This window comes from Streptomyces sp. LN549, from assembly GCF_043203805.1.
Taxonomy (GTDB): Bacteria; Actinomycetota; Actinomycetes; order Streptomycetales; family Streptomycetaceae; genus Streptomyces.
This window is the reverse complement of sequence record NZ_JAZHRI010000002.1, coordinates 6,090,904-6,115,689: the sequence shown is the minus strand read 5'-3', so window position 1 is coordinate 6,115,689 and position 24,786 is coordinate 6,090,904. Positions and strand designations below refer to the sequence as shown.

Below are 24,786 nucleotides of genomic sequence, written 5' to 3'. Positions count from 1 at the left end.
GAGGCGGTCAGCCGAGGATGCCGCGTTCGTAGGCGACCGCGACCGCCTCGGCGCGGTCCTTGGCACCCAACTTGGCGAAGACATGGGTGAGATGCGTCTTCACGGTCGCCTCGCTGATGAACAGTTCGGCGGCGATCTCCCGGTTCGACGTCCCCTTGGCGACGAGTCCGAGCACCTCGCGCTCGCGCGCGGACAGCGACTCGTGGCCGGGCGCGACCGGGGTGCGCACCCGTGAGATCAGCCGGGAGGCGACGGCCGGCGACAGGACCGTCCGGCCGTCGGCGGCGGCGCGGACGGCGGTGAAGAGCTCGTCGCGCGGCGCGTCCTTGAGCAGATAGCCCGTCGCGCCCGCCTCGATCGCGGGCAGGGTGTCGGAGTCGGTGTCGTACGTGGTGAGCACCAGGACCTTGGAGCGGGCGCCGCGCCGGGTCAGTTCGGATATCGCCGCGACACCGCCGCCGCCCGGCATCCTCAGGTCCATGAGGACGACGTCGGGGTCGAGCCGCACGGCCATCTCGACGCCCTCGACGCCGTCGGCCGCTTCACCGAGCACCCTGAAGTCCGGTGCCGACTCGAACATGCCGCGCAGTCCGTCCCGCACGACGGGGTGGTCGTCGACGACGATCAGGGTGATGACGCGTGCGGGTTCCTGGGCCATAGCGGCCAACCGTACTGTGCCCGCCCCACCCGACAGCCTCTCAACCGTTGCGGACCATCGGGACCCGGGCGCAGACGGCGGTGCCGAGGTCCGGTCCGGTCTCCACCTCGACCGTGCCCGCGATGCGTTCGGCGCGGACCCGCATGCCGCCGAGTCCGAATCCGCCGGCGCCCCGGTACGGCGGCAGCGCGGCCGGGTCGAAGCCGCGGCCGTCGTCCCGTACGTCCAGCGAGATCTCGTCGCCCATGTAGGACAGGGTGACACCGGCCCGGGACGCCCCGGCGTGCCGGGCCGCGTTGGCCAGGGCCTCCTCGGCGATGCGCAGCAGGGTGGCACCGACCTCGTCGTGCAGGGGTTCAGCGGTGCCGGTGACGGTGAACTCGGCCCGGACACCGGTCCGTTCCGACCAGGTGGTGACCGTCTTCTCCAGGGCGCGGGGCAGGTCGTCGTGTTCCAGAGCGGCCGGGACGAGATTGTGCACCGACCGACGTGCCTCGCCCAGGCTGTGCCGGGCCAGTGCGGCGGCCCGGGCCAGGTGCTCCCGGGCAAGCGCGGGGTCGGTCTCCGCCGTGGAGGTGACGACCTGGAGCTGGGCGATGATGCCGGTGAGCCCCTGGGCGATGGTGTCGTGGATCTCGGCGGCCAGCCGGCTCCGCTCGTCGGCCACCCCCGCCTCGCGGGCCTGCACGAGGAGTTGGGCGTGCAGGCCGGCGTTCTCCGCCAGGGCCTGTTCGAGACGGGCGTTGGCGGACTCAAGCGCGGTGATGGTGTCGGTCTGGGTACGGGACTGCTCGGCCTCCCGGTCGCCGATCTGGGCGAAGACCATGGTGAGGGTCACGTGCACGGCCAGCACGATGAAGAAGACGACCCAGTTCATGAAGGAGAGGGGCGGCAGGCCGCTGCCGGACTGCGCCCCGGCCATGATGACGGCCGTGGTCAGCAGTCCGGCCCGCACGCCCCGTCGCGGCAGGACCCGGCCCACGTCGAAGTAGCCGAGCACCGCGTAGATCGAGAAGAACGGGTTGCACCAGGTCAGCCCGAAGGCCAGCAGCGTGCGGACGACGAAGTAGCACAGCGCGGCCCGCGATCCCGGGCCGGCCTGGGTGCGGCTCCACCAGAGCTGCAGGCCGAGTGCCGTGGGGAGCAGCACCGCTGTGGCGTACACATCCGTGCGGGACATGATGAGCCCGCTGGTCACGGCCGAGACCACGGTGGCCAGGCCCAGCAGGCCGTACGGTCCGTGCCGGAAGAACCGTTCCCACCACTGCTCGGCCGTCGTCACCCCGGTCATGCCTTCCCTCTCCCCCGCGTCCATGGGTGAAGTCTCCCCCGTGACACCTACTCCCACCGGAACGTACGGATCGCGGCCACCGCCGCAAGCACGGTCCACAGAGCCACCACCCCGAGATACGCCCAGCTCGGCCAGGCGCCGGTGGCCGCGCGGTCCAGCACCTGGGACGCCGCGCCGAACGGGGTGACCTGGACGATGCGCCGGAGTGCGTCGGGCATGGTCTGCACCGGCACCCAGACGCCCGCGGTGAACATCATGACGAAGAAGACGACCGAGCCGACGGCGGCCGAGATCTTGGTGGTGCGCGAGACGGCACAGACCAGCGCGCCCAGCGCAAGCACGCAGGCGACGGCCAGCAGCAGCCCGAGCAGATAGCCGAACGGCTGACCGGGCAGCCGCACCCCGAAGGCGATCCGGCCGACGGCCGTCACCAGCAGGGTGGAGCCGAGCGCCGCGGCTCCGTGCAGGACGATCTGCGCGCCGAGCAGGGCGGAGGGCCGCACGGGGGTGGTGGACATGCGGCGCAGGATGCCGCGTTCGCGGTAGCCGGTGAGTACGGGCGGCATCGCCTGGAGACCGGCCATGATCATGGCGAGCAGCACGGCCACGGGTACGTACAGGTCGATGACGCGACGCCCGCCGAGCGCGTCGTCGTGCTCCCGGAAGGACGGGATCAGACCGAGGATCGTCATGAGTACGGTCGGGAAGGCGAGGATCCAGAACATGCTGCCGGGTTCACGGAGGAAGAGCCGGGCCTCGGACCTCAGGACCGAGAGCATCGGGCCGGCGGAGGTGGCGCGGGGCGCTTGTGCCGGGACGGTGTTCGCTGTGGCCATCTCAGACTGCCTGTTCTGTCAGGCCGCGCTCGTCCGCGGGGCCGGGGTGCTCGGTGAGGTCGAGGAAGGCGTCGTCGAGCGTGGCCTCGGCGACACGGAGCTGTTGCGCGGTGACACGGAGCCGGGCCAGCAGCGAGATGACGGCGTTGACGGTCTCGTCGGTGCCGTTGATGACGATCCGCCCGTTCCGGTTCTCGCACGAGACGGCGCCGGGCAGTCCGGCCAGTTCGGCGTCGGGGAGCGGCTCGGAGGGCGTGAAGGAGATGGCCGTCGAGCTGCCGGCCCCGGCGATCAGTCCGGACGGGGTGTCGAGGGCGGCGATCCTCCCCTGGTCGATCACGGCGATACGGTCGCAGAGGCGCTGGGCCTCCTCCATGAAGTGGGTGACCAGAAGGACCGTGACCCCGCTGTCCCGTACCTCCTCGATGAGCTGCCATGTGTCGCGCCGGGCCCGCGGGTCCAGTCCGGTGGTCAGCTCGTCGAGGACCACGACCCGGGGGTTGCCGACGAGGGCGAGCGCGATGGACAGGCGTTGCTTCTGGCCGCCGGAGAGCCGGCCGAACCGGGTGGTGAGCTTGGTGTGCAGCCCGAGGCGTTCGGCGAGCGGGCGCCAGTCGGCGGGCTGCGGGTAGAAGGCGCTGTACAGCTCAAGCGCCTCCCCCACGGTGATCTTCGGCTGCAGTTCGCTCTCCTGGAGCTGCGCGCCCAGCAGGAGTGTCACGCGGTCGTGGTCGACGACGGGGTCGAGACCTGCGACCCGGACCGTACCGGCGTCGGGGACCCGCAGGCCCTCGACGCATTCGACCGTGGTGGTCTTGCCCGCGCCGTTGGGGCCGAGAATCCCGAAGATCTCCCCCTCGTCCACGGAGAAGCTCATCCCGTCGACCACGGGGCGGCCGGCGTAGGTCTTGCGCACCCCGTTCAGCTCGATGATTGCCATGCCTGTGAGCATCGCGGGCGCAGGCCCCTCGGCGGCATCCCCCATCGCGCTCGAACCGGCATCGGCCGATCGGTTGATGCCGCGCTACGACCCGGCGTCGCGTCCGCCCGCCAGGAACGGCTGCTCGCAGCGCTCGTTGTACGCCTCGGCCGTCGTCATGCGTTCCGACCCGAGTCGCCCACAAGGTGGGTGGGCAACCGCGCGCGCACTCGCCCCTCCCCCGGGGCTGGACAGATATCGCATGCCCGCCTTCCCTCAAGCCTCCGCAGAGCGAGGAAAACCACATGAGCGATGTCAGCGGTGAAACGTAAGCTCGCTCCTGATGCCCGAAGAACATGTAGAGCCCAAGGACCGGTCCGTCGCGCAGACCCTGCTGCGGTTGTGGCCGTATGTGAAGCCGGTACGGAACCGTCTGTTCGGCGCTGCCCTGATCGCGATCGTCGCCTCGTGTCTCGGCCTGGTGATCCCGCTCGTGCTGAAGTGGATCGTCGACGGCCCGGTGGCCCACCAGGACCCGGGCGGCGTCTGGCTCGGCGCACTGTTCCTGCTGCTCCTGGGGATCGCCGAGGCGGTCCTGTTCGGGGTACGTCGATGGCTGGTGGCGCGTCCGCTGGCCGGAGTCGAGGCGTCGATGAGGGCCGACCTCTACCGGCATCTGCAACGCCTGCCGGTGGCCTTCCACGACCGCTGGTCCTCGGGCCAGTTGCTGTCGCGTGGCACCACGGATCTGATGCTGCTGCGGATGTTCCTGGCCTTTCCCCTGACCTTCCTGCTGGTCAACGCCACCACCATCCTGATCGGCTTCGTGATCCTGCTGCTCCAGGAGTGGACGCTCGGCCTGGTGCTGCTCGCCCCTGTCGTGCCCCTGGTGATCATCTGCTCGGTCTTCGAGACGAAGTACTCGGTCGTGGCGCGCAGGGCACAGGACCAGGTGGGCGATCTGACGACGGTGGTCGAGGAGAGCGTGCTCGGCGTCCGCATCATCAAGGGCTTCGGCCGGCACCGCAGCCAGGCCCTCGCCTTCCGGGCGCTCTCCCAGCGGCTGCGCACCACGGAGATCGGCAAGGCGCGGCTGCTCGCGGGCATCTGGGCGCTCATCACGACGATTCCCGAACTCGCGATCGGGGCGGCGCTGGTGCTCGGCACGATCGAGGTCGCGGACGGCGGTCTTTCGGCGGGCACCCTGGTCGCCTTCCTCTCCACGGCGCTGGCGCTGCGCTGGCCGGTGGAGTCGATCGGCTTCCTGCTGGCGATGAGCCAGGAGTCGGCGACGGCGACGGAGCGGTTCTTCGAGGTGATGGACGTGGCGGAGGAGGAGGACACGGCCGTGCCCGGGGGCGTTGTCCCGGATGGGCACCCCGAGGCCGGCGGCATGGTCTTCGAGGGCGTCGGGTTCCGCTACCCGGACGCGGCGGAGGATTCCGTACCCGTTCTCACCCGGATCGATCTGCGGATCCGGCCCGGCGAGACGATGGCCCTGGTCGGGGCCACGGGATCCGGGAAGACCACGCTCACCGCGCTCGTTCCCCGGCTGCACGACGCCACGTCGGGCCGGATCACGCTGGACGGCGAGGACATCACCACCATGTCGCGCGAACGACTGCGTGAGCTGGTGTCGGTGGCGTTCGAGGAGCCGACCCTCTTCTCGGCGAGCGTCGGGGAGAACGTGCTGATGGGCGCGGCCTGCGCGGGCGAGGAGGAGTTGCGGCGGGCCCTGTCCGTCGCGCAGGCCGACTTCGTCCACGACCTGCCGCACGGCATCGGCACCCAGGTCGGCGAGCAGGGCCTCAGCCTCTCCGGTGGCCAGCGCCAGCGTCTCGCACTGGCCAGGGCCGTCGTCGGCCGGCCGCGTTTCCTGGTGCTGGACGACCCGCTCTCCGCGCTGGACGTGCACACGGAGACGCTGGTCGAGGCAGCGCTGCGGCGCGTGCTGGAGGAGACCACGGCGATCGTGGTCGCGCACCGCCCGTCCACGGTGATGCTCGCCGACCGGGTGGCCCTGCTGTCGGAGGGCCGGATCAGCGCGGTCGGCACCCACCAGGAACTGCTGCGCAGCAACGCCGAGTACGCCTGGCTGATGTCCGGAGCGGGCGTCTCGGGTGGCGGGGAGCCCACCGAGACGCCCGGTTCGGGAACGACGGCCGATGACCTTCCGGGCGTGCACGCCCCCGCAGAGGAGAGCAGCACCCGATGACGAGCACCACGACGGGGCGTCCCACCGAACCGGGCGACAGCGGCAACGACGGGACCGGGCATCCGCAGGCCCCGGTATCAGCGGGCGACGCGCCCGCCGAGCGGCCCGGGGACCCCTTCGACCGCGACGACCTGCCCACTCCGCCCGGCGCCACGCGCACGCTGCTCGTCTCGCTGCTGCGGCCACTGCGCGGCCGGGTCGTGGTCGCCGCGCTGCTCCTGCTGATCCAGCAGGCCGCGGTCCAGGCGGGGCCGTTGCTCGTGGCGTACGCCATCGACAGCGGGGTGCCCGCGTTCCGGGACGAGGACTACGGGCCGCTGATCGCGGTGGCCCTCGGCTACGCACTCTGCTCGGCCGGTGCGGGCGCCATGCAGTACGCCTTCATCCGGGCCTCCGCCCGGGTCAACCAGGACGTGCTGCTCGATCTGCGCGGGCGGATCTTCCGCCATGCGCAGGCGCTGAGCGTGGACTTCCACGAGCGGTACACCTCGGGGCGGCTGATCTCCCGTTCCACCACCGATGTGGAGTCGCTGCGGGAGCTGCTCAGCGAGGGGCTGCAGGAGCTGATCGGAGTCGTCCTCTCGTTCGTCTCCATCTCCCTGATGCTGCTCTGGCTGGACTTCGCCACGGGCGCCGTCGCGGTGCTGTCCTTCGTGCCGCTGTACCTGCTGGTGCGGCTCTACCAGCGCCGGGCCGCGGTGATCTTCGCTTCGCGGTCGACGGCGATCGCCGCGGTCATCGTGAAGTTCGCGGAGACGATGAACGGGATCCGTCCCGTCCAGGCCTTCCGCCGCGAGCCCGTGAACGACGAGGTCTTCCGGAAGCTGAACCACGAACACCGGCGTACGAACGGCGACGCGATGCTGGAGAACGCGCGTTACGTCGTCGGTTCCCGGCTGGTCGCCAACACCGCCGTGGCCGGAATCGTACTGTGGGGTGCCTACCGCGTCGCCTCCGGAAGTCTCGCCCTCGGCGTGCTGGCCGCGGTGGTCCTGTATCTGCGGCGCCTCTACGATCCGATCGACCGGCTCAGCATGTTCCTCAACTCCTACCAGTCGGCGGCGGCTTCGCTGGAGAAGATCGCGGGGCTGCTGGCCCAGACCCCCACGGTTCCGGAAGCCCTGGAGCCGCAGGAGCTGCCGCCGCTCACGGGCGACCACCCGGGCCGCGAAGTGGACTTCGACGGGGTGCGGTTCGCATACCGGACGGGTGGAGAGGTGCTGCCCCGCTTCGATCTGACCGTACCCGCGGGCCAGACCGTCGCCGTGGTCGGTTCGACGGGCGCGGGCAAGTCGACGCTGGCCAAACTGCTGGCCCGCTTCTACGACCCGACCGAGGGCCGGGTCCTGCTGGACGGCACCGATCTGCGCGACCTCGCCACGCCCGAACTGCGGCGCGGGGTGGTCATGGTGACCCAGGAGGCCTTCCTGTTCTCCGGCACGGTCGCGGAGAACATCGCGATCGGCAGCCCGGACGCGACCCGTGAGGAGATCGAGCAGGCCGCCAAGGCGATCGGTGCCCATGACTTCATCGCCGGTCTGCCCGAGGGGTACGACACGGACGTACGCAAGCGGGGCGGCCGGATCTCGGCAGGTCAGCGCCAGTTGGTCGCGTTCGCCCGCGCCCTGCTGGCCAACCCGGCGGTCCTGATCCTCGACGAGGCGACGAGCTCGCTGGACATCCCGGGCGAGCGGGCGGTGCAGCGGGCGATGGACACCGTGCTGCACGGCCGCACCGCGGTGGTCATCGCCCACCGGCTGTCGACCGTGGAGATCGCGGACCGGGTCCTGGTGATGGAGCACGGCCGCATCGTGGAGGACGGCGCCCCGGCGGACCTCATCGGCGGCACGGGCCGGTTCGCCGGCCTGCACCGCGCGTGGCGGGAGAGCCTGGCCTGAAGCCTCCGTCCGCATCGCCCGTCCAGGGGTCGATCCGGCACGAGGAAGCGTCCGCACGGGACATACCCGTCAGCACGCGTACCTGAGCGCGGCGGGATCCAGCGTCTTGGACGCCTGCTGCGCGTAGGCGCCGGCGCTCGTCCTGCTCAGGATGACAGCCGGGAAGCGCTCTCCGGCGTCGGACCGGCCTCCGCGCGGCTGAGGAGCAGGCTGTCGGCCCGGGCTCGCTCAACTGATCTCCCGTATCCCGGCGTCGATGTCTTCGAGCCCGCCCCTGCGCCGCCTCGCGCCGGGCGCGCAGGGCGCGGAACGCGCCACAGTTCGAAGCCGTCTCGGCAGGTGGGCACTTTCCACTTCTTCACATACTTTTCGAACACGACACGTTCGTGCCCGACCGCAGCTCCCTCTTGGAATCCGGGCGCCAAAGGCCCCCGGACGACATCGCGGTGATGATCGGCGAAACGTCCGCTTAACGAACATGACCATTCCGGCAACGGACGAATTCCGGCCAACTTGTTGACGCGGTCCTGACAGAGGTCGCTCTCTGCTGACACTCTTCACCCCGTTCTGCTCACTGCTTGCACTGCCCGGACGGTCACCCAGCCGCCGGTACCCCCCTCGCAGAAGGAGTCCGCGTGAGATCCACGCTCAGCCGTCGTACCACCGCGACCGGCGCTCTGATAGCCGCAGCAGCCCTCCTCGCCGTAGGAGTCCAGACCGGAACAGCCACAGCCACACCGGGCGGTGCCGCACAGGCCGCCTCTTCGGCCTCACAGCCCAATCCCGGTGCACTGGCCAAGCAGCTCTCGCCCTCGCAGCGCGCCGAGCTGATCCGCGAGGCCACCGCGAGCAGCGCGGCCACCGCCAAGGAGCTCGGGCTCGGCTCGCAGGAGAAGCTCGTCGTCCGGGACGTCATCCAGGACAACGACGGCACCACGCACACGCGTTACGAGCGCACCTTCGGCGGACTCCCCGTCCTCGGCGGCGACCTGGTCGTCCAGGAGTCGAAGGCCGGCGCGACCAAGAGCGTCACCAAGGCGTCCAAGACGACCTCGGCGCAGCTCAAGGCCGTCGACACGACCGCGGACGTCGCCCCGGCGACCGCCGAGAAGCAGGCCGTCGGCCTGGCCAAGGCGGACGGCTCGTCCAGGACCACTGCCGACAAGGCGCCCCGCAAGGTCGTCTGGATGGCGTCGGGCACGCCGCAGCTGGCCTACGAGACCGTGGTCGGCGGACTGCAGGAGGACGGCACCCCGAACGCCCTGCACGTCATCACCGATGCCACCTCCGGCGCGAAGCTCTACGAGTGGCAGGCCATCGAGAACGGCACCGGCAACACCGAGTACAGCGGCACGGTCACCCTCAACACCTCGGGTACGTACAACCTGACCGACACCACCCGCGGCAACCACAAGACGTACAACCTGAACCACGGTACGTCCGGGACGGGCACGCTCTTCTCCGGCTCCGACGACGTCTGGGGCAACGGCCTTGCCTCGAACGCGGAGACCGCGGCGGCGGACGCCCACTACGGTGCGGCCGAGACCTGGGACTACTACAAGAACGTCCACGGCCGGACCGGCATCCGGGGCGACGGCGTCGGCGCGTACTCCCGCGTCCACTACGGCAACAACTACGTCAACGCCTTCTGGGACGACAGCTGCTTCTGCATGACGTACGGCGACGGCAGCGGCAACGCCTCGCCGCTGACCTCGCTGGACGTCGCGGCCCACGAGATGAGCCACGGTGTCACCTCCAACACCGCCGGCCTGGTCTACAGCGGTGAGTCCGGTGGCCTCAACGAGGCGACCAGCGACATCTTCGCCACCGCCGTCGAGTTCTACGCGAACAACTCCTCCGACGTGGGCGACTACCTCATCGGCGAGAAGATCGACATCAACGGCGACGGCACACCGCTGCGCTACCAGGACAAGCCGAGCAAGGACGGCGCGTCCAAGGACGCCTGGTACTCGGGCATCGGCAACGTCGACGTGCACTACTCGTCGGGTCCGGCCAACCACTTCTTCTACCTCCTCTCGGAGGGAAGCGGCGCCAAGACCATCAACGGCGTCTCCTACAACTCCCCGACCTCCGACGGCCTGCCGGTGACCGGCATCGGCCGCGCCAAGGCCGAGCAGATCTGGTTCAAGGCGCTCTCCACCAAGTTCACCTCCACGACCAACTACGCGGCCGCCCGTACGGGCACGCTCGCCGTGGCCGGTGAGCTGTACGGCACGACCAGCGCCGAGTACACCGCCGTCGCCAACGCCTGGGCCGGCATCAACGTCGGTACGCGCCCCGGTGGCACCGACCCCGGCGGCAAGGTCTTCGAGAGCACCACCGCGGTCTCCATCCCCGACGCCGGTTCGGCCGTCACCAGCTCGGTCGCCGTCACCGGTGTCACCGGCAACGCGCCCAGCACCCTCAAGGTCGGGGTGGACATCACCCACACCTGGCGCGGTGACCTGGTCATCGACCTCGTCGCCCCGGACGGCACCGCCTACCGCCTGAAGAACTCCTCGTCGAGCGACTCGGCGGACAACGTCCAGACGACGTACACCGTCAACGCCTCCTCGGAGGTGGCGAACGGAACCTGGAAGCTGAAGGTCCAGGACGTCTACTCGGGCGACACGGGGAAGATCAACAGCTTCAAGCTGACCTTCTGAACCGGCAGCGCCGCATGACCCGCATCTGATGCACCGCCCCGCCCGGGAGGAGATCACTCCTCCCGGGCGGCTGCGTGTGTGCGGTCAGTTCGGGTTGTTCGCGTGGGTCAGGGTCTCCCAGGCGACGAACAGGTTGTTGGACCCGGCGGGCCGCTGCTGCTCGGTGAGGGTCTGGGTGTTGGTCATCGCGATGCCCATCCGGTTGTGCAGCGCGTTGAAACCGACCTCGGTCACCGGCCCGAGGTCGTCCTTGAGCGACCCCCCGCACAGCGACGACGGAACAGCCGTCCCCAGCTGGTACTTGGCGTGCAGACCGAGGGCGTGGCGGAGGCGGTCGGCGATCTCCGGGTAGAGGTCCTGACCCTGGATCCGGCTGGTCTCGGCGATGTGCGAGACGGCGGAGAGGCCGTACCCGGTATGGGTCAGATCCCGGCAGGTCTCCTGCGAGAGACCGTCCATGAACGTCGACTGGCCCTGCCAGTAGTTGATGATCTCGTCGCGGGTGTCCAGTCCGCTGCCCGGCGCGGTCTTCGGCAGGGCGCCGTCCGCGGTCACGTAGATGTACGCGGGTACGCGCCCGCGGAACTTGGCGACGGCCTTGTCGTACGAGGTGCGGTCCTCCAGGAAGACCGAGATGCCGATCGCGGCCTCGGTCATGCTCAGTTCCCAGTTGCCATTGCTGTTCGAGCCGTTGATGACCTTCGGCAGGTAGACGGTGCGCAGCATGGTGGCGAAGCGGCCCGCGTTCGGCCAGCCGCTGTAGGTGTACTTGATGATCTCGGCGGCCCGCGGCCAGGAGGAGCCGGCCCAGCCCGTCTGGAGGGGGGCGTTGCTGTTGGTGTGGTCCTTGATCACGGCCGACCAGGCGTCCATGATCTCGACTGCCTTCACGGCGTAGCGGCTGTCCTGGGTGATGTACCAGGCCAGCGAGAGCGTGTAGGCGGCTATCGCGTCCTCGCGTTCGTCGGTGCAGCCGTAGTTGGGGTTCGAGTACGAGCCGCACTCGACGACGGCGCGGGGTTCGGCCGTCCGGCCGAGCGAGGCGTACTTGCTCGCCATCATCTGGTCGTAGGCGCTCTTCCAGGGCTGCGCGCCGGCCTGCACCTTGGCACGCACGAAGTCGAGCTGGGGGCGGCTGACGAGCACGCCGGGGTGGGTGAAGGCCGTGGGGGCCGCGGCCTTCACTGCCGCCGGGGCCGGGTCCGGGGCTCCTCGGCCGGCCGAGGCGGGCGCCATGAAGATGCCGGTGATCAGTGCCGCGAGGGCGGTGGCGAGGCCGAGGCCGCGCCCGATGGTTCCGGTGCGCATGTGGGGTGCCTTCCGGTGCGGAGGAGGTCCACAACCCGGCCCGGAACAACAAGAGTTCACGTCCGTGAACATCGAGTCGGGTTGTGAACGCTGCAATGAGTGAGGAACCTAAAGGCATCCCATGAACACGTCAAGGACATGTGTTCAGAGAACGAAGGAGCTGCGCCCCGGCAGCGGACGGGCCCGGCACCCCGGATGGTTTCCAGGGGGTGCCGGGCCCGTCCTCGGGCAGGACGTCAGCGCATCAGCACGCCCGCGCCCTCGCCCGTCGCCTCTGTCGGCTGTGCGACCAGGCCGAGTTCGGCGCCGGTGGCCAGCAGCCGGTGGGCCGGCAGCACCCGCACGGTGTAGCCGTACGGACCGGTGCGGTCGAGGGCGAGCGGACCGTCGTACAGCCAGCGGCCCTCCAGATCCTGGCCGCCCGCCGGTTTCAGCGGGAAGACCTGGGCGTCCGAGATCGCGTCGGCGGAGTCGACGCGGCCGGCCACCGCCTGCACCTCCACGTCGTCCGGATCCAGCGCCCCGAGGGTGATCCGGACCCGCAGCGCCAGGGTGGAGCCCAGTTCGGCCGAGCCGCCGGCCTCGGTGGGCGTCACCGCCTCCACATGGTCGACGGCCACCCGCGGCCAGGCCACCCGGACCCTGGCCTTCCACGCGGCGAGCTCCCGTGCCGTGGCGTCGTCCAGGGAACGCCGGGCCCGGGCCGCGGGGGTGTACAGCCGCTCCACGTACTCACGGACCATCCGGTCGGCGAGGACCTTGGGGCCCAGCGTGCCCAGGGTGCTGCGGACCATCTCGATCCAGCGCCCGGGGAGCCCCTCGTCCCCCTGGTCGTAGAAGCGCGGCGCGACCCGGTCCTCGATCAGCTCGTAGAGGGCGCCCGCCTCCAGGTCGTCGCGCCGGTCCTCGTCCAGCGCGGAGCCGTCGGCCGTGGGGATGGCCCAGCCGAAGTCCGGCTCGAACCACTCGTCCCACCAGCCGTCCAGGACCGACAGGTTGAGGCAGCCGTTGAGCGCCGCCTTCATCCCGCTCGTACCGCATGCCTCCAGCGGGCGCAGGGGGTTGTTCAGCCAGACATCGCAGCCCGGGTAGAGCTTCTGGGCCATCGCCATCCCGTAGTCGGGCAGGAAGACGATGCGATGGCGCACCCTGGGGTCGTCGGCGAACCGGACCAGCTCCTGGACCAGGCGCTTTCCGCCGTCGTCGGCCGGGTGCGCCTTGCCCGCCACCACGATCTGGATCGGGCGCTCGGGATGCAGGAGCAGCCTCCGCAGCCGGTCCCGGTCGCGCAGCATCAGCGTCAGGCGCTTGTACGAGGGCACCCGGCGGGCGAAGCCGATCGTCAGGACGCCGGGGTCCAGCACCCCGTCGATCCAGCCGAGTTCGGCGGCCTGGGCGCCCCTGGTGCGCCATGAGGCGTGCAGCCGCTCCCGCACCTCGGTCACCAGTTGTTCGCGCAGGGTGCGGCGCAGGTCCCAGAGCTGCCGGTCGGGGATCTGTGCGACGGAGTCCCACCGGCCGGGGGTGCCCCCGGACTCGGTGCGCAGCCGGTAGACCTCGGGCGCGACCCAGGTGGGTGCGTGGACCCCGTTGGTCACGGAGGTGATCGGCACCTCCGGGGCGTCGAAGCCCGGCCAGAGACCGGCGAACATCTCCCGGCTGACGGCGCCGTGCAGGGTGGAGACCCCGTTGGCCCGCTGGGCGAGCCGGAGCCCCATGACCGCCATGTTGAAGACGCCCGGATCGCCGCCGTCGTAGGTCTCCGTGCCCAGGTGCAGGATGCGGTCGGCCGGGACACCGGGCAGTTCGCCCTCGTCGCCGAAGTGGCGGGCGACCAGTTCGCGGTCGAACCGGTCGATGCCGGCCGGGACCGGGGTGTGGGTGGTGAAGACGGTGCCGGCGCGGACGGACTCCACCGCGGAGTCGAAGTCGAGGCCGGTTCCGGAGAGCTCCCGGATCCGTTCGAGTCCGAGGAAGCCGGCGTGCCCCTCGTTGGTGTGGAAGACCTCGGGGTCCGGATGGCCGGTGAGCCGGCAGTAGGTCCGCACCGCGCGCACCCCGCCGATGCCGAGCAGCATCTCCTGGAGCAGACGGTGTTCGCTGCCGCCGCCGTAGAGCCGGTCGGTGACCTCGCGTTCGACGGGGGCGTTGTCCTCGACGTCGGAGTCGAGCATGAGCAGCGGCACCCGGCCCACCTGGGCCTGCCAGATCTGGGCGTGCAGCGAGCGGCCGCCGGGGAGGGCGAGGACCACCTGGCTGGGCGTCCCGTCGGCCTCGCGCACGAGCGTGAGCGGGAGTTCGTTCGGGTCGAGGACGGGATAGCGCTCCTGCTGCCAGCCGTCGCGCGAGAGGCTCTGGCGGAAGTAGCCGTGGCGGTAGAGCAGGCCGACGCCGATGAGCGGAACACCCAGGTCGCTGGCGGCCTTCAGATGGTCTCCGGCAAGGATGCCGAGCCCGCCGGAGTACTGCGGCAGGGCAGCCGTCACTCCGAACTCGGGCGAGAAGTAGGCGATGGCGGCGGGGAGCCCGTCGCCCTGGGCGCGTTGCTCCTGGTACCACCTGGGGCCCTCCAGGTACTCCCGGAGATCGGCGGACACCTCGGTCAGACGGTGCAGGAACTGCTCGTCCCGGGCCAGCTCGGCGAGGCGTCCGGCGGACACTGCACCGAGCAGGCGCACGGGATCGCACTCCGCCGTCCGGCCGGCCACCGGGTCGACGGCCTGGAAGAGCTCACGGGTCTCGTTGTGCCAGGACCAGCGCAGGTTGCGCGCGAGGTCGCTGAGCGGTTGAAGGGGGTCGGGGAGGACGGGACGCACGGTGAATCGACGAATGGCCTTCACGTATTCCACCTTTACAGGGGACGTACGAATCCGAGGGGACGCACCGCTGTGTGCGCCGCTCCGTCACCCTCGACGGTAGCGGTGTGCGGCATCCCGCAACCACGGCGCGCGGCGGGCTCGGGGTGTGCGACCCCGGGCGGTCCGGCCGCCCCGCCGCCGGTGCCTCTCGCGTCCCGTCCCGCACTGTCCGCAGATCCAGACACATCCGTCACAGGCGTTATGGCCGATTCCCTCACCTCGCGTGGCCTTGTGGGCCTTCGCGTCACAGGGAAAGCTGCCCTGTGGCGCCCGTACCGCCCCGCGTGCGCCGGTTCCGCGCAATCCCGCGCACGCGCGGCGGAGCCGGGCGCATTCGGAACGTCACAGATACGCCCGAGTAGTTAACACACCGCCGGATTGGCCCACCGAGATCCGTGGGAAGGCTTCTCCGGTACCCGGAACGCATGCATTCGGATGAGAGCCGAAAGCGATCCGTAACCACTCCGCGCACGATTCACCCCCGTCCACCAGCGATCCGCACATGGTTCGTATGCAATCGGTACGGACGTCGTAGGCATTCGGTCCACACCGGTGCACCGGACCACCCGCCTCATCCATTCGAGTGCCATTCGAGTGAACGCGGACAGGAGCGGCCATGCCCACACCCCATCAGCCATCGACGGAGCGGCTAGAAAGGACCGGACCCCACCATCGCGGCGCGCGCGTTCAGCCCTCCGCGCCCATTTCGCGCCCTGTCGAGTCCGAGCTCCAGTCCCCAGGTGATTTCATGATCGGTCGTATTCCCGTCCTCGATGTCCAGCCGCTCGTCGACTGCGGCAGAAGGCCCGCCAAGGCCGTCGCCGGTGAAACCTTCCAGGTCACCGCGACCGTCTTCCGCGAAGGCCATGACGCGGTCGCGGCCGACGTCGTACTGCGGGACCCGAGCGGCCGCCCCGGCCCCTGGACGCCGATGCGCGAGCTCGCTCCGGGCACCGACCGCTGGGGCGCCGAGGTGACTCCGGACGCGGAGGGCCGCTGGACGTACACGGTCGAGGCCTGGAGCGACCCGGTGGCCACCTGGCTCCACGCGGCGCAGATCAAGATCCCGGCGGGGATCGACACCGCACTCGTCCTGGCGGAGGGCGCCGAGCTGTTCGAGCGGGCCGCCGAGGGCGTACCGAAGCGGGACGGGCGCGAGTCGGTGCTGGCCGCCGTCGACGCCCTGCGCGACGAGTCCCGGCCGGCCGCTTCCCGGCTGGCCGCGGCCCTCGCCCCCGAGGCGGCCGCCGCGCTGGCCCGTCACCCCCTGCGTGAGCTGGTCACCGCGTCACGCCCGCACCCGCTCGTCGTCGAGCGCCGGCGCGCGCTGTTCGGCTCCTGGTACGAGCTGTTCCCCCGTTCCGAGGGGGCCAGGGTCGAACCGGCCAAGGCGCCCCGCAAGGGTCGTACGGCCAAGGGGGCCACGGCCCCGAAGCCGCCCCGGATCATCAGCGGAACGTTCCGCACGGCGGCCGAACGGCTGCCCGCGGTCGCCGCCATGGGGTTCGACGTGGTCTACCTCCCGCCCATCCACCCCATCGGCACCACCCACCGCAAGGGCCGCAACAACTCCCTCTCCCCCGCCGCGCACGACGTGGGTGTGCCGTGGGCGATCGGTTCCGCCGAGGGCGGTCATGACGCGGTCCACCCCGATCTCGGCACCCTGGACGACTTCGACCACTTCGTCGAGACGGCCCGCACCCTGCGCATGGAGATCGCGCTGGACTTCGCCCTCCAGTGCTCTCCCGACCATCCGTGGGTGGAGAAACACCCCGAGTGGTTCCACCACCGCGCGGACGGCACCATCGCCTACGCGGAGAATCCGCCGAAGAAATACCAGGACATCTATCCGATCGCCTTCGACAAGGATCTGCGGGGGATCGTCACGGAGACCGTACGCATCCTGCGTTTCTGGATGGATCACGGCGTACGCATCTTCCGGGTCGACAATCCGCACACGAAGCCGGTGATCTTCTGGGAGAAGGTGATCGCCGACATCAACCGCACCGACCCCGATGTGATCTTCCTGGCCGAGGCATTCACCCGCCCTGCGATGATGCGCACCCTTGCCGCCATCGGCTTCCAGCAGTCGTACACCTACTTCACCTGGCGCAACACCCGGCAGGAAATCACGGAGTACGTGACCGAGCTGTCCGGTGAATCAGCCTCCGTCATGAGGCCCAATTTCTTCGTGAACACCCCCGATATCCTTCCCGGTCATCTTCAGGAAGGCGGCAGGCCGGCCTTCGAGGCACGGGCGGTGCTCGCGGCGACCCTCTCCCCCTCCTGGGGGGTGTACGCGGGGTACGAGCTGTGCGAGAACACCCCGGTCCGCAACGGCAGTGAGGAGTACCTCGACTCGGAGAAGTACGAGATCCGGCCCAGGGACTGGGAAGCCGCCGAGCGCGAGGGCCGGTCACTGGCCCCGCTCATCACCACACTCAACCGGATCCGGCGCCGTCATCCGGCGCTGCAGCAGCTGCGTGACGTGCACTTCCACTCGTCCGACAACGACGCCCTGATCGTGTACAGCAAGCGCTCCGGTTCGAACATCGTTCTGACAGTCGTCAACCTCGACCCGCACCACACCCAGGAGGCGACCGTCTCGTTGGACATGCCGCAACTCGGCCTCGAACGGCACGAGAGCGTGCCGGTGCGCGACGAGCTCACCGGCACTTCCTATCACTGGGGCAGGACCTTCTATGTGCGTCTGGAGCCGGGCGTCACGCCCGCGCACATCGCCGTCCTGCGACCGTCCCCGCCGACCGGAGGGTCACCCACACCATGATCGTCAATGAGCCCGTCCACGACAAGTTCGAGGACACCCCGGCCAAGGACCGCGATCCCGACTGGTTCAAGCGTGCTGTCTTCTACGAGGTCCTCGTCCGGTCCTTCCAGGACTCCAACGGCGACGGCATCGGAGACCTGAAGGGGATCACCGCCAAGCTGGACTATCTGCAGTGGCTGGGCGTCGACTGCCTCTGGCTGCCGCCGTTCTTCAAGTCGCCACTGCGCGACGGTGGTTACGACGTCTCCGACTACACCGCCGTGCTGCCGGAGTTCGGCGACCTCGCCGACTTCGTCGAGTTCGTCGACGCCGCGCACCAGCGCGGCATGCGCGTGATCATCGACTTCGTCATGAATCACACCAGCGACCAGCACGACTGGTTCCAGCAGTCCCGCACCGACCCCGACGGTCCGTACGGCGACTACTACGTCTGGGCCGACGACGACAAGCAGTTCCAGGACGCCCGGATCATCTTCGTCGACACCGAGACGTCCAACTGGACCTTCGACCCGGTGCGCAAGCAGTACTACTGGCACCGGTTCTTCTCGCACCAGCCCGATCTCAACTACGAGAACCCGGCGGTGCAGGAGGAGATCATCTCCGCCCTGCGCTTCTGGCTGGACCTCGGCATCGACGGCTTCCGGGTCGACGCCGTGCCCTACCTCTACCAGCGCGAGGGCACCAACTGCGAGAACCTCCCCGAGACCCACGGCTTCCTCAAGCGGGTCCGCAAGGAGATCGACGCCAACTACCCGGACACCGTGCTGCTCGCCGAGGCCAACCAGTGGCCCGAGGACGTCGTCGACTACTTCGGCGACTACCAGGCCGGCGGCGACGAGTGTCACATGGCGTTCCACTTCCCGGTGATGCCGCGGATCTTCATGGCCGTACGGCGCGAGAGCCGCTACCCGGTCTCGGAAATCCTGGCCAAGACACCGGCGATCCCAGCGCGCTGCCAGTGGGGCATCTTCCTGCGCAACCACGACGAGCTGACGCTCGAAATGGTCACGGACGAAGAGCGCGACTACATGTACGCGGAGTACGCCAAGGATCCGCGGATGCGGGCCAACATCGGCATCCGCCGCCGCCTCGCTCCCCTGCTGGACAACGACCGCAACCAGATCGAGCTGTTCACCGCCCTGCTCCTGTCCCTGCCCGGCTCCCCGATCCTCTACTACGGGGACGAGATCGGCATGGGCGACAACATCTGGCTGGGCGACCGGGACGCCGTACGCACCCCGATGCAGTGGACGCCCGACCGCAACGCCGGCTTCTCCTCCAGCGATCCGGGGCGGCTCTACCTCCCCACGATCATGGATCCGGTCTACGGCTACCAGGTCACCAACGTCGAGGCGTCGATGGCCTCGCCGTCGTCGCTGCTGCACTGGACGCGACGGATGATCGAGATCCGCAAGCAGAACCCCGCGTTCGGGCTGGGCTCGTACAACGAACTCCCCTCCTCCAACCCCGCCGTGCTCGCCTTCACCCGTGAGCACGGGGACGATCTCGTGCTGTGCGTGCACAACTTCTCGCGGTTCGCGCAGCCGACGGAGCTCGATCTCAGGTCCTTCAACGGGCGTCATCCGGTGGAGCTGATCGGCGGGGTGCGCTTTCCCGCCGTCGGTCAGTGGCCCTACCTGCTGACTCTCGCGGGACACGGCTTCTACTGGTTCCGGCTGCGGAAGGACGCACCGCCGAGCTGATCCGGCATCGGCTGCCGGCACCACCGGCGGGGCGGTTTCCGCCGCCCCGCACGGGGCACTCTTCCCCCCATATCGAACACTTCCGTAGCCTTCTTGGATCTTCCTGGCGTTTCGATCACTCCGAGTCGAGTCCGTACGGACCATCCTGACCCGACACGTCCCGCACAGCCGGACAGCCAAAGCCGCAATCCGGGACACTCTTCGCATCCTGTGGTGTGCCCGGGGAAAGGACGCGATGCCATGTCGGAGGCTGCATCCGCTCAGGTCACCCTGGCGAACAGCACAGCCCTGCTCCCGTCTCTCGGACCGCTGCTGCACGAATGGCTGCCCCGGCAGCGGTGGTTCGCGGGCAAGGGGCGACCCATCACCGCCTTCTCGCTCGTCTCGGCGACCGAGATACTGCCGGTGGACTCCGGCGCGGCCGAAACCGGGCCGGGGCTCCTCCACCTTCTGGTGAGGGCCCATCAGCCCACGATGCCGGCCCAGCCGCCCCCGGACTGCTACCAGTTGTTGCTCGGTGTGCGGTCCACGCTGCCTTCGCGGCTGGCGCCCGCCCTCATGGGTCATGTGACGGACGGGCCGCTGGCCGGCCGCACCGTCTACGACGGGCTGCACGACCCCCGCCTCGCCTCCCTGCTGCTGGAGCGGCTGCGGACGCCCGGCGGGCTCGGCGGCCTGCGCTTCGGCCGGGGAGCGGAGCCGATCCCCGACGGGCTCACCCCCCGAGTGCTGGACACCGAGCAGTCCAACTCCTCACTCGTGTACGGCGACTCCTACATCCTCAAGATCTTCCGCCGGGTGTTCCCCGGCACCAACCCCGATCTGGAACTGCCACTCGCGCTCGCCCGTGAGGGATGCGGACGCGTCCCCGCACCCGTCGCCTGGTTCGAGGCCGCCGCACCGGAACGTCTCACGCTCGGCGTGCTCCAGCCGTTCCTGCCGGGCGCCCAGGACGGCTGGCAGCTCGCCCTGCAGGCACTGGCGGCAGGCGACGACTTCACGCGCGAGGCCCACGCCCTGGGCCGGGCCACCGCCGAGGTACACACCGCCCTCGCCGCGGCCCTGCCCACACCGTCCCTGCACCGCTCCCAGACCGACCAGCTGGCCGCCGCCATGGTGCGGCGGCTGGAGGCGGCCGCCCACGCGGTGCCCGAGCTGGTGCCGTACGTACCCGGACTGCGCGCCACCTTCGACGCCGTGACCGCACTGGGCCACCGGGGCCAGGGCTGGGCCGCCCAACGGGTACACGGCGACCTCCACCTCGGCCAGACCCTGCGCGGGACCGACGGTTTCTGGTCACTGATCGACTTCGAGGGCGAACCGGCCCGCCCGCTCCCGGAGCGCCGCAGCCCTCAGCCACCGGTGCGCGACATCGCCGGAATGCTCCGCTCCTTCGACTACGCGGCCCGCTCGCACCGGCCCTGGAACGCCGCATGGGCGGCGCGCTGCCGGACCGCCTACTGCGACGGCTACGCGCAGACCGCGGGCGTCGACCCCCGGGAGGAGCCGGAGCTGCTGCGCGCCCACGAGACCGACAAGGCGGTCTACGAAGTGCTGTACGAGGCCCGCCACCGGCCGGACTGGCTGCCGGTCCCGATGGCGGCCATCCACCGCCTGGCGGCCGACGCCGACTGACGCGGCAAGCGCCCTCCCGTACCGCGCCATCCGGCCCGCCAGACCCCCTTCCGCCCGCCCCGCCCCACCCACACCCTCCGAGGAGGCTGTCCCTGTGACCGCCCGCAAGCCGTCCCGCAACGCGTCCGATCCCGCCCAGCCCACCACCGACGCCCCCCTCTCCGCGGCCCCTCTCTCCGCGGCCTCCGCCGAGCACGCGGACGCCGCCGCCGGCCCGGCCACCGGGACCCTCGCACCGGTGGAGGCGGACGCGCCGCCCGCCGCCCCCGCAGCCGCACCCGCCAAGCGGGCGAAGCGGACGGCGGCCCCACCGCGTCCCCGCCGCGCAGGCGGGCAGGGGGTCCGCCCGGCCCGCGCGCTCGACGACGGGGACCGGGCACGGCTCCTGGCGGGTGAGCACCACGCCCCGCACGAGCTGCTCGGCGCCCACCAGATCCGCGGCGGGGTCACCTTCCGGGCGCTGCGCCCGTTCGCCCGCTCGGTCACCGTGCTCGCCAAGGGGCTGCGGGCCCAGCTGCTCGACGACGGCGACGGCTTCTTCTCCGGGCTGCTGCCGATGCCCGCGGTTCCCGAGTACCGGCTTCTGGTGGCCTACGACGACAACGAGATCGAGATCCACGATCCGTACCGCTTCCTGCCCGCGCTCGGCGATCTCGATCTGCATCTGATCGGCGAGGGCCGCCACGAGGAGCTGTGGACCGCGCTCGGTGCCCGGACGATGGAGCACCAGGGCGTCACCGGCACCCGGTTCACGGTGTGGGCGCCCAACGCCCGCGGGGTGCGGGTCAGCGGGGACTTCAACTACTGGGACGGCACCGGCTTCCCGATGCGTTCGCTCGGCTCCACCGGGGTGTGGGAGCTGTTCCTGCCGGCGATCGGGGAGGGGGCTCTGTACAAGTTCGACATCTGCCGCCCGGACGGCTCGCACACGCTGCGCGCCGACCCGATGGCCCGGCATGCCGAGGTCCCGCCGTCCAACGCCTCGGTCGTGACGGCCGCGCACCACGTCTGGCAGGACCAGGAGTGGATGGCCCACCGCGGGGACGTACCCGTGCACGAGGCGCCGCTCTCGGTCTACGAGGTCCACCTGCCGTCCTGGCGGCCGGGGCTGACCTACCGCCAGCTCGCCGAGCAACTCCCCGCGTACGTACGCGATCTGGGCTTCACCCACGTGGAGCTGATGCCGGTCTCCGAGCATCCCTTCGGCGGCTCCTGGGGCTATCAGGTCACCGGCTTCTACGCCCCCACGTCCCGGATGGGTTCACCGGACGACTTCCGCTTCCTGGTCGACGCCCTGCACGGCGCCGGGATCGGCGTCATCGTCGACTGGGTGCCCGCGCACTTCCCGCGCGACGACTGGGCACTCGCCGAGTTCGACGGCCGCCCGCTGTACGAGCACTCGGACCCGCAGCGGGCAGCCCATCCCGACTGGGGAACGCTCGAATTCGACTACGGCCGCACCGAGGTGCGCAACTTCCTGGTCTCCAACGCCACTTACTGGTGCGAGGAGTTCCACATCGACGGGCTGCGGGTCGACGCGGTCGCCTCGATGCTCTACCTCGACTACTCGCGCGAGGACGGGGAGTGGTCCCCGAACGAGCACGGCGGCCGGGAGAACCTGGACGCCGTCGCCTTCCTCCAGGAGATGAACGCCACCGTCTACCGGCGCAACCCCGGTGTCGTCACCATCGCGGAGGAGTCCACCGCCTGGGACGGCGTCACCCGCGCCACCCATCATGTGGGCCCCGGCGGTTTCGGCGGTCTCGGCTTCGGGCTGAAGTGGAACATGGGCTGGATGCACGACTCGCTGGAGTACGTGTCGAAGGAACCGGTGCACCGCAAGTACCACCACAACGAGATGACCTTCTCGATGGTGTACGCGTACAGCGAGAACTACGTCCTGCCGATCTCGCACGACGAGGTCGTGCACGGCAAGAGGTCGCTCGTCAGCAAGATGCCCGGCGACTGGTGGCAGCAGCGCGCCAACCACCGCGCCTATCTCGGCTTCATGTGGGCCCACCCCGGCAAGCAGCTCATCTTCATGGGGCAGGAGTTCGCCCAGGGTGCGGAGTGGTCGGAGGGGCACGGCCCGGACTGGTGGCTGCTCGACCCGTCGTACGCGGCGGAGAGCGATCACCGGGGCGTGCGGACGCTGGTCAGCGATCTGAACACGGTGTACGGGGCGACGCCCGCGCTCTGGCAGCGCGACACCGTCCCGGAGGGCTTCAGCTGGATCGACGGCGGCGCCGCGGAGGACAACGCCTTCGCGTTCGTGCGCTACGACGCGGACGGATCACCACTGATCGCCGTCTCCCACTTCTCCCCGGTGGTGCGGCACGACTACCGCATCGGGGTGCCGGACGGGCCGGAGGCCTGGGTGGAGGTCCTGAACACGGACGAACTGCGGTACGGCGGCAGCGATGTGCGCAACGAGGAACCGCTGAAGCCGGAGGCGGTGGCGGCGCACGGCAGGGACACCAGCATCACGCTGACGCTCCCGCCGCTGGCGACGGTGTGGCTGCGGCCGGCCTGACCGGGCTGCGCAAGCGGGACCGGGGCCGGCGGGGGCGAGGTGTGCTCCCGCCGGCCGCGCCCCCGCTCGCCCGACGGCCTCTTCCGGCAGGGAAACAGCTTTGCGCCCCGTGCGTTCGGCGTGGATGCTGGCTTGCCGGAGGTACGGAAAATGATCGATGTGGTGCTGAAGCTGACGGTCCGCGATTTGGTGCATGCGGACCTGGCGTCGTGCGGATGGTCAGGGTCCGACCACCATCTGACCGGTGTCGCCCAGCAGTTGGAACGTGTCCGGACCGGTGAGGTCGACTACCTCGCGGTCTGCCCCGCAACGGACATTCCCGTGGCGAAGGGCGGCGTCGACTACCAGGTCAAGGAGGGCGCAGGCACTCTCTGGCAGCTGGCGGTCCACCCCGCGTTGCAGTCGTGCGGGATCGGCGCGTTCCTGGTCGAAGCCGCGGAACAGCGGATCAGGAACCGCGGTCTGCTCCGCGCCGAGCTGGCCGTGGAGGAGAGCAACCCCCGGGCGCGCGCTCTGTACGAACGGCTGGGCTATGTCGCGTACGACCGCGAGCCGGATTCGTGGGACGAGCAGGCCCCCGATGGATCGTTGCGCCGCCACGAGACGATGTGCACGTTGATGCGGAAGGAACTCTCCTGACGGCTGCCCCGATCCGGTCCGCTCCCGCAGGCGCGGGTGTGTCCGGCTTTCTCAGACCGCCGTCGGCAGCACGTCCTCCAGTTCCTGGAGCAGCCGCCGCTTGGGGCGGGCGCCCACCATCGACTTCACCGGTTCGCCGTCCTGGAAGACCATCAGGGTCGGCATCGACAGCACCGCGTAGCGGCCCGTGATCTCCGGGTTGTGGTCCACGTCGATCTGCACCACCTTGAGCCGGCCGGCCTGTTCCCCGGCGATCGCGCCGAGCACCGGAGCCAGCTGACGGCAGGGGCCGCACCAGTCGGCGGTGAATTCGACCAGGACCGGCAGACCGGCTGCCAGGACCTCCGCGTCGAACGTCGTGTCGGTGACCTCGGCGACACCATCTGCGTGGATCATCTTTCGTCCTCCCAGTTCAGACCGACCGGTCTCAGTTCACATCGTGGTTCGGGCCCGCCCGGCAGCTCGGCGGAGGCCTCGATCTCGGCGCGGGCCAGCTGGGCGCCCACCTCCGTGCGGACCGACTGCAACTGGCCGATGAGCGCGTCCAGCTCGCCGAGCTTGCGCCGGTAGACGGCGAGCGACGCCGGGCAGGAGTCGCCCGCCGGATGGCCGGCGCGCAGACAGTCGACGAAGGGCCGGGTCTCCTCCAGGTCGAACCCGAAGTCCTGAAGGGTCCGGATCTGCTGGATCAGGCGCAGGTCCCCCTCGTCGTAGGTGCGGTAGCCGTTGTCCGCACGGCGTGCGGGCAGCAGGCCCCGTGACTCGTAGTACCGCAGCGTCCGTGTCGTCGTTCCGGCGCGTTCGGCCAGTTCCCCGATTCGCATGTCTCGACGGTAATC

General features: G+C 70.2%; 16 protein-coding genes. 8 read left to right on the top strand and 8 right to left on the bottom strand.

Annotated features, from left to right (window positions below):
• Positions 1-7 precede the first annotated feature (7 nt).
• Genes SH922_RS27865 through SH922_RS27850 form a run of 4 tightly spaced genes read right to left on the bottom strand, consistent with a single transcriptional unit; the run spans position 8 to position 3,725 of the window.
• Positions 8-658, bottom strand: a complete 651-nt coding sequence (locus SH922_RS27865; RefSeq protein ID WP_393060592.1) for a response regulator — start codon at positions 656-658, stop codon at positions 8-10.
• Positions 659-698: 40 nt separating this feature from the next.
• Positions 699-1,973, bottom strand: coding sequence for a sensor histidine kinase (locus SH922_RS27860; protein WP_393060590.1), 1,275 nt, complete (start codon positions 1,971-1,973; stop codon positions 699-701).
• Positions 1,974-1,996: 23 nt separating this feature from the next.
• On the bottom strand, positions 1,997-2,785 hold the full coding sequence (locus SH922_RS27855; protein ID WP_393060588.1) for an ABC transporter permease: 789 nt from the start codon (positions 2,783-2,785) through the stop codon (positions 1,997-1,999).
• A gap of 1 nt (position 2,786) precedes the next feature.
• Positions 2,787-3,725: an ABC transporter ATP-binding protein gene (locus SH922_RS27850; protein WP_393060586.1), complete on the bottom strand. Its 939-nt coding sequence runs from the start codon at positions 3,723-3,725 to the stop codon at positions 2,787-2,789.
• Positions 3,726-4,047: 322 nt separating this feature from the next.
• Here SH922_RS27850 and SH922_RS27845 point away from each other — a divergent pair, with 322 nt between their 5' ends.
• The 3 genes from SH922_RS27845 to SH922_RS27835 all read left to right on the top strand — a co-directional run bounded on the left by SH922_RS27845 (position 4,048) and on the right by SH922_RS27835 (position 10,483).
• Entirely contained in the window at positions 4,048-5,919 is a 1,872-nt protein-coding gene (locus SH922_RS27845; RefSeq protein ID WP_393060584.1) for an ABC transporter ATP-binding protein, read from the top strand.
• On the top strand, positions 5,916-7,817 hold the full coding sequence (locus SH922_RS27840; protein ID WP_393060581.1) for an ABC transporter ATP-binding protein: 1,902 nt from the start codon (positions 5,916-5,918) through the stop codon (positions 7,815-7,817). The genes SH922_RS27845 and SH922_RS27840 overlap by 4 nt, the downstream gene beginning before the upstream one ends.
• Before the next feature lie 635 nt (positions 7,818-8,452).
• The gene (locus tag SH922_RS27835) at positions 8,453-10,483 is read left to right on the top strand and encodes a M4 family metallopeptidase (protein WP_393060579.1); all 2,031 of its coding nucleotides are present in this window, start codon (positions 8,453-8,455) and stop codon (positions 10,481-10,483) included.
• A gap of 84 nt (positions 10,484-10,567) precedes the next feature.
• On the opposite strand, the gene SH922_RS27830 is transcribed toward SH922_RS27835, so the two are convergent.
• Entirely contained in the window at positions 10,568-11,791 is a 1,224-nt protein-coding gene (locus SH922_RS27830) for an alginate lyase family protein (protein ID WP_393060577.1), read from the bottom strand.
• Positions 11,792-12,027: 236 nt separating this feature from the next.
• Positions 12,028-14,631 (bottom strand): alpha-glucan family phosphorylase, encoded by a 2,604-nt coding sequence (glgP, locus tag SH922_RS27825; protein WP_393060575.1) that lies wholly within the window; start codon positions 14,629-14,631, stop codon positions 12,028-12,030.
• A 766-nt stretch (positions 14,632-15,397) separates the two neighbouring features.
• Here glgP and SH922_RS27820 point away from each other — a divergent pair.
• The 5 genes from SH922_RS27820 to SH922_RS27800 all read left to right on the top strand — a co-directional run bounded on the left by SH922_RS27820 (position 15,398) and on the right by SH922_RS27800 (position 23,947).
• Positions 15,398-17,437: an alpha-1,4-glucan--maltose-1-phosphate maltosyltransferase gene (locus SH922_RS27820; RefSeq protein WP_393060573.1), complete on the top strand. Its 2,040-nt coding sequence runs from the start codon at positions 15,398-15,400 to the stop codon at positions 17,435-17,437.
• Positions 17,434-19,140, top strand: a complete 1,707-nt coding sequence (gene treS / locus SH922_RS27815; protein WP_393060571.1) for a maltose alpha-D-glucosyltransferase — start codon at positions 17,434-17,436, stop codon at positions 19,138-19,140. The genes SH922_RS27820 and treS overlap by 4 nt, the downstream gene beginning before the upstream one ends.
• A 240-nt stretch (positions 19,141-19,380) precedes the next feature.
• Positions 19,381-20,775 carry a maltokinase gene (locus SH922_RS27810; protein WP_393060569.1) on the top strand — a complete coding sequence of 465 codons (1,395 nt, stop codon included), beginning with the start codon at positions 19,381-19,383 and terminating at the stop codon, positions 20,773-20,775.
• Between the two features lie 94 nt (positions 20,776-20,869).
• Positions 20,870-23,308, top strand: a complete 2,439-nt coding sequence (gene glgB / locus SH922_RS27805; protein ID WP_393060567.1) for a 1,4-alpha-glucan branching enzyme — start codon at positions 20,870-20,872, stop codon at positions 23,306-23,308.
• A 150-nt stretch (positions 23,309-23,458) separates the two neighbouring features.
• The gene (locus SH922_RS27800; protein WP_393060565.1) at positions 23,459-23,947 is read left to right on the top strand and encodes a GNAT family N-acetyltransferase; all 489 of its coding nucleotides are present in this window, start codon (positions 23,459-23,461) and stop codon (positions 23,945-23,947) included.
• A gap of 51 nt (positions 23,948-23,998) precedes the next feature.
• Here SH922_RS27800 and trxA read toward each other — a convergent pair whose 3' ends face one another.
• Entirely contained in the window at positions 23,999-24,343 is a 345-nt protein-coding gene (trxA, locus tag SH922_RS27795; protein WP_393060563.1) for a thioredoxin, read from the bottom strand.
• A complete protein-coding gene (locus tag SH922_RS27790; RefSeq protein WP_393060561.1) occupies positions 24,340-24,771 on the bottom strand; it encodes a MerR family transcriptional regulator in 432 nt (143 codons plus the stop codon). The genes trxA and SH922_RS27790 overlap by 4 nt, the downstream gene beginning before the upstream one ends.
• Positions 24,772-24,786 lie beyond the last annotated feature (15 nt).

What these genes read in the sequence shown, in the direction of transcription:
- SH922_RS27865 (WP_393060592.1), bottom strand. Translation starts at nt 658, where the DNA reads ATGGCCCAGGAACCCGCACGCGTCATCACCCTGATCGTCGTCGACGAC.
- SH922_RS27860 (WP_393060590.1), bottom strand. Translation starts at nt 1,973, where the DNA reads ATGGACGCGGGGGAGAGGGAAGGCATGACCGGGGTGACGACGGCCGAG.
- SH922_RS27855 (WP_393060588.1), bottom strand. Translation starts at nt 2,785, where the DNA reads ATGGCCACAGCGAACACCGTCCCGGCACAAGCGCCCCGCGCCACCTCC.
- SH922_RS27850 (WP_393060586.1), bottom strand. Translation starts at nt 3,725, where the DNA reads ATGGCAATCATCGAGCTGAACGGGGTGCGCAAGACCTACGCCGGCCGC.
- SH922_RS27845 (WP_393060584.1), top strand. Translation starts at nt 4,048, where the DNA reads ATGCCCGAAGAACATGTAGAGCCCAAGGACCGGTCCGTCGCGCAGACC.
- SH922_RS27840 (WP_393060581.1), top strand. Translation starts at nt 5,916, where the DNA reads ATGACGAGCACCACGACGGGGCGTCCCACCGAACCGGGCGACAGCGGC.
- SH922_RS27830 (WP_393060577.1), bottom strand. Translation starts at nt 11,791, where the DNA reads ATGCGCACCGGAACCATCGGGCGCGGCCTCGGCCTCGCCACCGCCCTC.
- SH922_RS27820 (WP_393060573.1), top strand. Translation starts at nt 15,398, where the DNA reads ATGATCGGTCGTATTCCCGTCCTCGATGTCCAGCCGCTCGTCGACTGC.
- treS (WP_393060571.1), top strand. Translation starts at nt 17,434, where the DNA reads ATGATCGTCAATGAGCCCGTCCACGACAAGTTCGAGGACACCCCGGCC.
- SH922_RS27810 (WP_393060569.1), top strand. Translation starts at nt 19,381, where the DNA reads ATGTCGGAGGCTGCATCCGCTCAGGTCACCCTGGCGAACAGCACAGCC.
- SH922_RS27800 (WP_393060565.1), top strand. Translation starts at nt 23,459, where the DNA reads ATGATCGATGTGGTGCTGAAGCTGACGGTCCGCGATTTGGTGCATGCG.
- trxA (WP_393060563.1), bottom strand. Translation starts at nt 24,343, where the DNA reads ATGATCCACGCAGATGGTGTCGCCGAGGTCACCGACACGACGTTCGAC.
- SH922_RS27790 (WP_393060561.1), bottom strand. Translation starts at nt 24,771, where the DNA reads ATGCGAATCGGGGAACTGGCCGAACGCGCCGGAACGACGACACGGACG.